Annotated in this window: 7 protein-coding genes; 3 read left to right on the top strand and 4 right to left on the bottom strand. The window is 47.3% G+C overall.

Features of this window, described 5'->3' with window-relative positions; all coding sequences use genetic code 11:
* Positions 1–227: 227 nt before the first annotated feature.
* The 4 genes from K4A83_RS20470 to K4A83_RS20455 form a co-directional block, all read right to left on the bottom strand.
* Positions 228–1,412: a glycosyltransferase gene (locus K4A83_RS20470; RefSeq protein ID WP_265266553.1), complete on the bottom strand. Its 1,185-nt coding sequence runs from the start codon at positions 1,410–1,412 to the stop codon at positions 228–230.
* A 394-nt stretch (positions 1,413–1,806) separates the two neighbouring features.
* A complete protein-coding gene (locus K4A83_RS20465) occupies positions 1,807–3,570 on the bottom strand; it encodes a hypothetical protein (protein ID WP_265266552.1) in 1,764 nt (587 codons plus the stop codon).
* Between the two features lie 60 nt (positions 3,571–3,630).
* A complete protein-coding gene (locus K4A83_RS20460; RefSeq protein ID WP_265266551.1) occupies positions 3,631–4,425 on the bottom strand; it encodes a Uma2 family endonuclease in 795 nt (264 codons plus the stop codon).
* 64 nt (positions 4,426–4,489) lie between these two features.
* Complete coding sequence (locus K4A83_RS20455; RefSeq protein ID WP_265266550.1) at positions 4,490–6,019, bottom strand: NB-ARC domain-containing protein; 1,530 nt, start codon at positions 6,017–6,019, stop codon at positions 4,490–4,492.
* Between the two features lie 201 nt (positions 6,020–6,220).
* Here K4A83_RS20455 and K4A83_RS20450 point away from each other — a divergent pair, with 201 nt between their 5' ends.
* The 3 genes from K4A83_RS20450 to K4A83_RS20440 form a co-directional block, all read left to right on the top strand.
* Positions 6,221–7,705: a M50 family metallopeptidase gene (locus tag K4A83_RS20450; RefSeq protein WP_265266549.1), complete on the top strand. Its 1,485-nt coding sequence runs from the start codon at positions 6,221–6,223 to the stop codon at positions 7,703–7,705.
* A 96-nt stretch (positions 7,706–7,801) separates the two neighbouring features.
* On the top strand, positions 7,802–9,190 hold the full coding sequence (locus K4A83_RS20445) for an HlyD family secretion protein (protein WP_265266548.1): 1,389 nt from the start codon (positions 7,802–7,804) through the stop codon (positions 9,188–9,190).
* A gap of 692 nt (positions 9,191–9,882) precedes the next feature.
* Positions 9,883–10,083 (top strand): hypothetical protein (locus K4A83_RS20440; protein ID WP_265266547.1); only part of this gene is annotated, 201 nt, incomplete at its 3' end.

Below are 10,083 nucleotides of genomic sequence, written 5' to 3'. Positions count from 1 at the left end.
GGGGGTGAGGATGGGTTCAAGAATGAAGGCCTGAAAGTAGGTGTTTTCTTCTTCCTGTTGGGGGGATGAGAGTTGTTTGTTGCCAAACAAGTTAAAGAAGAGTTGTCCGATAAACATGGTAGATTCCTGTGACTAATGAACGGTGTTGAATTGTTTGGTTCTAGAAGGTTCTCTGGGGAAAGGAGAGAATTTGATGCAGATTGTTTAGGGGTTTTAAGTGGGTCTGTTTAAAGCAGGGACTGGATGGGTAGGATGGGGGGGAAATATTGGGGGGATAAACTATAGTCGGTGAGTTGGGTCAGGGTTTGTTTGAATTGGGCAAGACCAAAGGTTTGGATGGTGGTTTGGCGGAGGGTTTGGGGTTGGAAGAGTCGGGGGTTGGGGTGGGTTTGATGGAGGAGTTGGAGGAGGTTGTGGGTGATTTCTGGGAGGTTGTCGGGGTCGATTAAACAGCCGATTTTGCCGCGCAGGAGGGGGTCAATGGATCCGTCTTGATTCCCGGCGAGGACGGGTTTTCCGCAGGCTAGGGCTTCTAGGTAAACTATGCCGAATCCTTCGCCTTTGCTGGGCATGGCGAAGACATCGCAGAGGTTGTAATGGTCGCAGAGTTCATGGTCGGGGATAAATCCGGTGAGGGTGACGGCATCTTGGAGGTTGAGGTGTTTAATCAGGGCTTGGATGCGGGGGGTGTCGTCTCCTTTGCCGACGAGGAGATAGTGGAGGTTGGGGATGGTTTGGCGTAGGGTGACGAGGGATTTTAGGATTTGGTCGTAGCCTTTGTAGGTGGCAGTTTTGCCGAGACGGGTGACGGTGAGGAGGATGGGTTGGTTGGGGTTGAGGTGATAGCGTTTGAGGAGGTATTCGGGTTTGGGGGCGGGTTGGAATTGTTGGGGGTTGAAGGTGTTGGGGAGGACGCTGATTTGTTGGGGGGTGAGGGGTTGTTCGGCTAGGAGGCGATCGCGTGTATATTCACTGACGGCTATTACGCGGTCGGCGTTTTGGAGGGCTTTCACTCGCCAAGGATGCTCTAAGTTCCAGCCTTCTAGACCATGGACTATGATCCAGTAGGGGACTCCGGCCAGACGTTTGAGGGCGTAACAGGTGATGCCGTAGTTGAGGTGGGTGGCGATCGCTAAATCGGGAGTTTTTTCCAGTCCTGAGAGGATGGGTTGGGCAGTCAGGAGTAGGGTTTGCAGGGAACGGGGAAAAGCTCCTAAGCCATGAAAGCGGGTGTTAATCAGGGGTGCAGGGCATTGATGAGGTTGATCGTATTTCAGGAATACATCAAAGCTGCCTTGGGGGTAAAGCGATCGCAGGCTATCCAGTAAAAATTGTGAATAAACTTGAATCCCCCCTTTAAACCCAAAGAGGTTGGGACAAAGTAGCAAAAAATGAGGGTGAGAAGGTAACATAAATAAAATGGTCTAATCTTTAGTTCTGACGACCATTTTACAACGGCTAAATGGCGGAAAAGTTCATAGAAAGTTCATCTCTTTTCTGGAGTTCATAGAAAGTTCATTTTGCTAGGTTTTACTCTTGACAAGCCTTAAACGCCTTAACTTCATCCAATCTTGTTGAAAAATTACGCAAGAAATTTAAGTAATTTCCGAGAGGGTTTATCCCGGCTTTTTTTTATCAGAAAAATAAGATCGGTAATTGCAGAGTTAACCGATTCACCTGTAAGCAAGAAGAAACCCGGTTTCTGGCAGGACGTACCAAGAAACCGGGTTAAGGTGGGGTAATTTAGCTTCTTCGGCAATTCATCCCACGGTTACTCGTAGAGAAGCGTGGGTGATTCACCCCAAGTTAGTGAGAGTGGCGACGAATGGCGACACCGTGGAGATCACTGTGTTCAGTGCCTTGATAATCGTGACCTCCGGCAATGGGAGCGATCGCACTATCCGTTACATTAGAACTGCGTAGCACAGAAACTAAGCGACCGGATGCCCCATTTTCCGTGAGTTCAACCACACCCACCCCCGGACAACTGCCTTGGGAGGAGTGGCCCACAGAAACGGGAAGGGGCCCCCGGAACGCCACAAACAGATACTTCCCATCGGGACTCTGTTCCATTAAATCTGGAGCTGGGTCGTTAGTGGGTAAGTTGGAATCATCGGTGATGGAAGCGGCGGCACAGGTCCCGACACCGTTACCGTGACCATCGGCGGAGGTGAGATCATATTCTGTCCGTTCCAAGGTTTGCGTATTAAACACTTGGATGAGGTTCTGAATCCGGTCGGTATTGTGGATATAAGCCCCGGAAACGGTGGCGACCATGCCATGATTATCGTGGCGGGTGGTGATGCCGGGTAACTGTCCGGTGGTATTAGCGGCCTCTCCCCCTAGATGACCGTTGGTGGCGGTGTTGGTGGGGTCTTGATAGACGACAACGGGGGCGGGAGTGTTGGGTGGATTGGGACGATTAGTGAACGCCCGATCATCCATGTTATATAGGCTAAAGGTGGATTGGGTGGCTCCTGCGTCGGAGGCGGACACTCCGGCATTTAACCAGATGGTGTGGTCTACTTCCACGCCGCCACAGCCTGCACCGTTAATGATTTCATTACTATATTCCCCTACGATGCTCATGGGGGTGGTTTTGGTGTTAGCGACTAATAGACCCCCGGCAGCAAGGGTAATATAGGCATGATCTAAGCTGGAAACAATGGGACAAATAATCAGATTATTGGGTCGTCCCCCTTGACTGGCGTTATTGTCGGCGGTGCAACCATTTTCTTTACATTGACCACTGGGGGTTAAATCGGCTAGGGCGATGGGGTTATAGTTGCCTACGACTTTACCCACTAAGTCATGATTGTGGGCGTTTTTGCCCCGATACACTTTGGCGGGGTCGAGAACTTCCATCCCTTTGCCCACGCCTAATGAGGCGGTTTTATTGTAAATGGCATCAATAATTTTACCGTCTTGATTGCGGACGATATCAATGCGTTCTAGTAATTTACCGTTTAAGTTGGCGACTAATAGGGTGCTGCCGTCAGAGTTCCAGAAGGACATATGCACGGAACGTTCAGGGCCGCTGGCGTTGGTGGCTGTGACGCGGAAAAGAGCGATCGCCTCTTTAGTTTCCCCGTCCATAATGCCCACATACCCACCCCCCGGCGTGAATATGTTCACGTTGAGGTATTTATTTTGGGGGTCGGTTAACATTCCGTGTAAGCGACCAAATCCGGGGAGGTCGCCTAGGGTTTTCCCGGTGGGGCTATTTTGGTCGTATTCGGTGAGGGTGGGGGGAAAAACGACATTGACATCACAAGGGCCGTCTCCGGGGCGATTTTGACCATCACAGCCTAAAGGTTGGGCGGTGACTCCCGATTCAATTTGTTGTTCTACGTCGTGACTGTCCCAAATCCAAATCAGGCCCCCTTGGACTCCGAGGCTTTCCACACCGGGGACGGAGTTAGATTGATCAGATCCCCAAATTTCGTAGTGATCTTGATGGGGGGCGAGGGCTTGGGAGAGGGTTACTTGAGAGATAACCAATAGGGTGGTTGCGATCGCCATTAACACCAAATTAATCGGCTTTCGCAACCATTTCAAGGGATTGCTCATGAGTTTGTTCCTGTGAGTGCTTTAGATCACTGTACCGGAAAATGTACTCCTAATTCACTCTCAATCATCCTCAATGTCTACCCCTAAAGCGCGTAACTGTTCAGCTAAACGAGCAGCGCGTTCTTCTGCGGCCTGGGCCCGTTCCCGTTCCCGTTGGGCTTCCTGTTGGGCGGCCTGGGCTTCCTGTTGGGCGGCCTCCTCGGGTAATAACACCAGATCCCCCTGGGCATCATAAAACCGTAACCAAGGGGCTGTATCCCGCATCACGGCACCCTCCCAGACTCCTACCCAAAAGCCCAACACATCAGACCATAACCAACCCTGTTCATTAGCAACAAGGGGTTGATATTGCAATGCGTTATCTAATGCCCAACCTTGTAAAGAATTGGCATCAAAGGGATCATAAACAAAATAGTTGCGTGTGCGGAATATTCGCTCGTAGATGTCTTTTTTCTCCCCTAAATCCACTTGACAGGTGGAAGAAGACATTAACTCAATAATCACATCGGGATAGCGTCCATTTTCATCCCAAACGACCCACCCTTCTCGGGAATAGCTGCCGTCAATATCCAGTACAGCAAAAAAATCTGGGCCTCTAAAATCTCGATTGCGCGCTTGCTCTCGACTGTAGTAGACAAACATATTGCCGCCCGTGAAATAATCCTCTCGCTCTCGCCAAGCTTGTTGTAAGGAGAAGATCAGGACGTTCATAGCCATGCGGTGACGATTGCTTTCCAAGGGTTCTCCGTCATCAAAAATCAGGTCATCTGGGGGCATCTCAGGCTCCCAAATGTCGGGTTCCCAAGGTGTCTCGTAGGTTGTTTGTACGGGTTGGGTGGTGCTTTCTGTGGACATTTTCCCCCCATGATTGGGTGTTCACTATAGGCTATTCTAACCAATAATGGTAAATATGTGCTAATTAAAACCGACTTTCTAACTCCGGTAAATCCTCTAAAACCAATCGCTTGAGAATGTGGGGAACTCGGTAAACTACCTGATTCTGCTCAGATTTCGCTTCTAAGACACAATAACGCTGGAGGGTTTGAAACGCCAGTAAGGCCTCTTCTGGGCTGACATGGCTCAAAATCGCCAGAATGGTGCGACGTTTGAGGGAATGGGGGGAAGAAACGATTTTTCCTAATAGGAAGGCGGCGAGGGGGAAGGTGGTTTTTAAAATTTGCCAGTTGGCTGAGAGACGAGTTTGCAATAAATCGGCTAGATCGATGCTATAACGGTCTAGGTTAAAGGTCTGGGGCTGACGTTTGCCTGTGCTATCTTGTAACCACCGTTCGCACTGTTCGAGATCATCGCCGTAGTTGCACCAGTAGGGCTGAATTTTGCTGTTGTAGGGGGATTGCTGTATTTCTTGGGCAATGATGCGTAGGGCGAGGGGATGGCCTTGGTAGAGATTAATGAGACGGATGAGATAGCCTTTTTCTTGGGGAGTTTGGGGGGTTATCCCTAGACGGGTAAAGAGTTCTAGGGATTCTTCTGGGGCGAGTCCGGGGAGGCGAACTTGTTGTAGGAGGGGACGATAACGCCCTTCGAGGAGACAGGGGAGTTGAATTTGAGAGGTGAGAATCAAGCGACTGGGCATCTGAGGGGTAAGGAGGATGCGTTCTAGGAAGGTGTAGAGGGGGCGATCGCACATTTCCCCATCCCCTCCCCGATCTAATACTAATTCCAGTTGGTCTAATAACAGCAAATAAGGGGCGGTCTGTAACTCCTGCACCACGGCATTCATTAGTTTATCAGGATCGCTGCTAAAACGTTGGGTTGTGGCTTCTCCTAAAATCCGTTGGGCAATTAGAAGAAAGGGATCTTGTCCTGTTTGAAATTGTAGGACAATGCGGTTAGGAAATCGGGCTTGGAGTTTTAAATCTAGGGTTAAACGTAATGCTAAGGTGGTTTTACCCATCCCTGCAATGCCTAATAAGGTGATGATGCGGGTGTTTAAGAGTAAATTTTGACTCAAATCATCAATAAAATGCGATCGCCCCACCCACTGCTGAAAATTCGGTAAATTCGACAGGTCTTGACCCTCTCTCGTGGGGAGTAACCCCCTTGCAGGCAATGTGCTAGGATAAGGAGGTTGGGCTTGAGAGTGGTGATACGCTTCTTGTAACAAAACCCGCACATTCCTTTTATTGATGCGGTCTTGGGTTGGTAGTAGACCTAAAGTATGGCAGATCGCTGTTAAATCCCGCCAGAGGGTATAGGCAATATTGCGCGACAGATATTCCGGGGAGTAGTGAGAGAGCAAATCGGGCGACGCAGAACGGATTTCCGAGTATTGTTTTCCTTCCAGGGTACCCCGTAAAATTTGGCGCTGAACGGCCGTGAGGGAAGACTGCTGATAGCGAAACAAGAGATTTTCGGCAAACTCCATCAAATCCTCAAGTGCGATCGCTTCCATCTTCCATTGCTCCTGACAAAGGGCTACACTCATGATCAAACCTGTCCTATCAACTCTCTACAATTAAGTCTCCAGAAAAAATCCCCCCTTTGATGCAACATCTCAAAATTTCCCACCTCACCTCTGGGAAAAATGAACTCCCCATGAACAAGCTATGACCTTTTTCGCCAAAACTTGCGCCTAGACTAAAGGTAATTCACCCTTGGTCGTGCTGCTGTATTCTTGCCAACGGGAATGAGTCCCCTCGGTGTATTTGCCATGTCTCTCTCCTCCCCCCTACCTCCCCCATCTCCCCCAGAGATAACTTGTCCCGACTTACGCCCATACTGGCAAGTCGGACGGTTGCAAAATCAGCAAAAATGGGTACTAATCGCCAAAACAGGACAGCCCTGTTATGAACTCACCCCCACCGAAGCCTACATCCTCCAACATTTTACAGGAGAATGTACCCCCACCCAACTCCAAACCCAGTATCAAAAGCAGTTTAAAACCCCCCTCCAAGATACCCAACTCGACGAAATCTTTAACAAACTTCTCCAGTGGGGAATTTTAGCCGAAGAAGGGGAAGAAATAGCAGAAGAAACAAGAGAAAATACAACCCCTCCCCCCCCCGAAAGTCCCCTAAAAGAAAACGTCCATTGGATTGAACATCCCGATGGGTATTGGATACTCCGCAATCCCGAAGATGTCACCTTTATCCAAGTCGATGGACGGAGCAAACAAGCCATCGAATTAATCGGCAAAACATCCTCCGCCCAAATCCCCAACCAAGTGGGTATCACCCCCGCCCAATTTGGCTATCTGATGCAGCTAATGACAGCCACAGCCATGTTTAAAGGCACAAAACCCCCTAAACCTCCTAAAAAGAAATTTACCCCCCTACAATTGCTTTTTTTCAAACTCCCTCTCTTCAATCCAGACCCCTATTTAGGCACTCCTGCCCGATGGTTAAGCTGGATTTGGACTGCCCCTTTCTTCTATACCTTACTCGCCTTTTTGGGCTTCTCCTTAGTGTGGGGATTAGAAGCCAAAGCAGAAATATTACAGATGGGAACAACCCTCTTGATGACCCAACGAGCCATTTTAATAATACCCTTTATTTTATGCGTCACATTCGTCGTCACCCTCCATGAATTTGCCCATGCTTTAACCCTCAAACATTACGGCGGAATTGTTCACGAAATGGGCTTTTTATTCATGTTACTCATTCCCGCCGCCTATACCAACACCACCGACTCCTACTGTCTCGTAAAACGCCAACAACGGGCTTTTGTTGTGGGGGGTGGAGTCCTTTGTCAAATCGTCATCGCCGCTATTGCCTTTTGGCTGTGGCACTTTTCCCTCAACAACAGTGAGTTTAAAACCCTCAGTTATTTACTCATGGTAGCAGGATTGTTCACCGTTGCCGTCAATTTAAACCCCATGGTCAAATTTGACGGCTACCATCTTGCCGTAGCCATCACCGGGATTAATAACCTGCGCGATCGCTCCTTCCTATTCTACCGCAAACTTTTCACCGGGAAACCCCTAGAAGAAAAACCCCAACACTACAGCATTTTCGCCATCTACGCCCCCTTTTGTTTCTTATATCTAATCTTCATCTTCGGCAGCATTATCCGCCTCGTAGTCTACACCATTTTAGACCACTTCACCATCACCGCACTACTGTTAATTCTCGCCTGGGCAATCTATTACTTTTTCCCCAGAAACAACAATTAAAAATTCCCCCTTAGCTCCCTCAGAATCAGCATCTTTTGCCCCCCTTTCCCCCCAAAAAACTATCAACCTTAACCCCCTTATCTATCAGGTAATACCATGAACTCTACCCCCTCTAACTCTCCCTCCCCCCGTCGTTTTCGCGTTGTTCCTCCCCAGGAGAATCGCCCCTCCACCCCACCCCCAACAACCCAAGAATCAACCCCACCCCCAGACCAAAAACCCAAAGAAAATACCCAACCCAAAAACAAAAACTTTCCCACCCACTGGCTCATTATCGGCACAATTTTAGTCGGAGTCGGAGCCGTATCACAAATTAGAACAAATCCCTCCCTTGCCGTTGATGGATTAGTCGAATTTAATCCCGATGCTTATCGGGAAGTTACCATGGAAATTTCCGGCAAAATCACAGAACTGTTTGTTAAACATGAGTCCCCGATAGAAGCAGGAATGCCGATTGCTCAGATTGAAAGTGAAGCTTTAGAACAAGAAACCCAAGACTTACAATTACGGGCATTAGACCATCAAGTTAACCTAGAAAATGCTCGCTCTCAGATTATCTTTGCTCAAGAAAGATTAAGACAAACTCAAGACAACTTAGAACAAGTTCGTTCGCGAGTCAATCAACTTCAGCAAGAATATAACTCCCTGAATAGTTCCAGCCCGCCCCCAGAAATTCAAGGCTACAAAATCCAAATTCAGAATTTACAAGCACAACTAGAGAGTCAGCGAAAGGATATTGAAGTCCATGAAGAGTTAGCAGAGGAGGGTGTAGTTTCCAGACGAAACGTTCAAAAATTAAGAGATGAAGCCAGTATGATTCAAGCGAGAATGGGAGAACCTCAAGCAGCTATCGGTTCAATTACAAGACGGATTCGCACTGAACTAGAAGCCAAACAGGACGAACTAACACGCCTACAATCGGCTTATAATACCGCAAACCAAGAATATATAGAAGCCCAACGATTAGCACAAAGTCGCGTCCCAGTGCAGCAACAAATTGAAGAGCAAATTCAAACTAAAAGACAAAAGCAAGCTGAACATAGTCTTTTAAAAGCCCCCATTTCTGGATTAGTTATTGCTCCCAACTGGTATCAAATCCAAGGCAAAGTTTTACGATCCGGTGATCCCGTATTAGCTCTTGCCGATCGAGAGCAATTAATCGTAAAAATGCAGGTCAAACAAGAAGATATTCACTGGGTACAACCGGGAGCAAAAGTATCCTTATCGCCTAATGAATTTGGAGCAGAAATTTTAGAAGTAACCGTTGATGAAAAGTGGGAAATTTACACTAAAGATGAACAATTAAATCGTTCTACCGTTCCAGTCATTGCTCGTATCACTGATCCTCAAAGGCGATTAAACCCGAATAGTCAAGTTTTTGCCACCATTCATTCTGGACAATCCGTCCCCTTATATAAAGTAGCAAAAGGCGAAATTTGCAGCAAATTCAAAGTACGAAAATATATGCCAAACTTCTGTCGTTAACCCAAAAGTTTGTAGTTGCGCTTCAGCGCGATGAAATGCCAAACTCCCTCTAGAGTGCGTCAAAACTTTAACTTCAGGATTGCTCCAATCCAGCGAACTGTTGACGCACTAATTACCGTTCCCAAAACTTAGTAACCCAGTTCTCAGTTAATAGAAAAACCAAAAAGATTGTTCTTTAACTATTCTGAAATTACGGATCAAATTTCTCCTCAATAATAAGCAGAAGTAAAATCTAAGAAAAATTACTCAAAGACCTTGCATAATTTTTCAACAAGATTTGATAAAATTAAAGCTTTTATCGGTTGTCAACCGTGAAAACTAGCAAAATGAACTTTCTATGAACTTCGGAAAAGAGATGAACTTTCTATGAACTTTTTTTCCACTTTTTCCCCATAGAATGAATATTATCCAACCCAGTTAAAACTAACTGAGAGGAAATAAGCCGTTAGTCACTTAAAGGCAACAGTTAGGCATTTTACAAACACAACCCTAGTGTTATCTAGGTCACAACAGCTATCACACTAAAATTCCCACCCCCTTAGACAATTAGCCCCATACTTCAAACATTCATCAAATTATCCTTATACAAATTCAAAACAACTAAGCAGCCCCTTCAACCTTGTCTATTGAAAAACAGGCTGAGGCCATCCCCAAAACATATCCCCCTTCCCACCATTTACTAGGAATCTACCATGTTTATCGGACAACTCTTCTTTAACCTCTTCGGCACCAAAAAAGCCCAATCCCCCCAAGAAGAAGCAGAAACCACCTACTTTCAGGCCTTCATTCTTGAACCCATCCTCACCCCCAGCGGCCTCGTTGATGCCGCAGACGACAGTTCAGATATTGGCTGGATTGAACCCCTCACCATTGACCCCTCCGACTTTGACCCC

It is taken from the genome of Spirulina subsalsa FACHB-351 (genome assembly GCF_026130165.1).
In the GTDB taxonomy this organism is placed as follows: Bacteria; Cyanobacteriota; Cyanobacteriia; order Cyanobacteriales; family Spirulinaceae; genus Spirulina_A; species Spirulina_A subsalsa_A.
The sequence above is the reverse complement of the archived record's forward strand: the minus strand, read 5'-3'. Positions and strand labels throughout refer to the sequence as shown.

Bases quoted from the DNA above. Each gene is read 5' to 3' on its own strand.
- K4A83_RS20470 (WP_265266553.1), bottom strand. From the start codon at position 1,412: ATGTTACCTTCTCACCCTCATTTTTTGCTACTTTGTCCCAACCTCTTT.
- K4A83_RS20465 (WP_265266552.1), bottom strand. From the start codon at position 3,570: ATGAGCAATCCCTTGAAATGGTTGCGAAAGCCGATTAATTTGGTGTTA.
- K4A83_RS20460 (WP_265266551.1), bottom strand. From the start codon at position 4,425: ATGTCCACAGAAAGCACCACCCAACCCGTACAAACAACCTACGAGACA.
- K4A83_RS20455 (WP_265266550.1), bottom strand. From the start codon at position 6,019: ATGAGTGTAGCCCTTTGTCAGGAGCAATGGAAGATGGAAGCGATCGCA.
- K4A83_RS20450 (WP_265266549.1), top strand. From the start codon at position 6,221: ATGAGTCCCCTCGGTGTATTTGCCATGTCTCTCTCCTCCCCCCTACCT.
- K4A83_RS20445 (WP_265266548.1), top strand. From the start codon at position 7,802: ATGAACTCTACCCCCTCTAACTCTCCCTCCCCCCGTCGTTTTCGCGTT.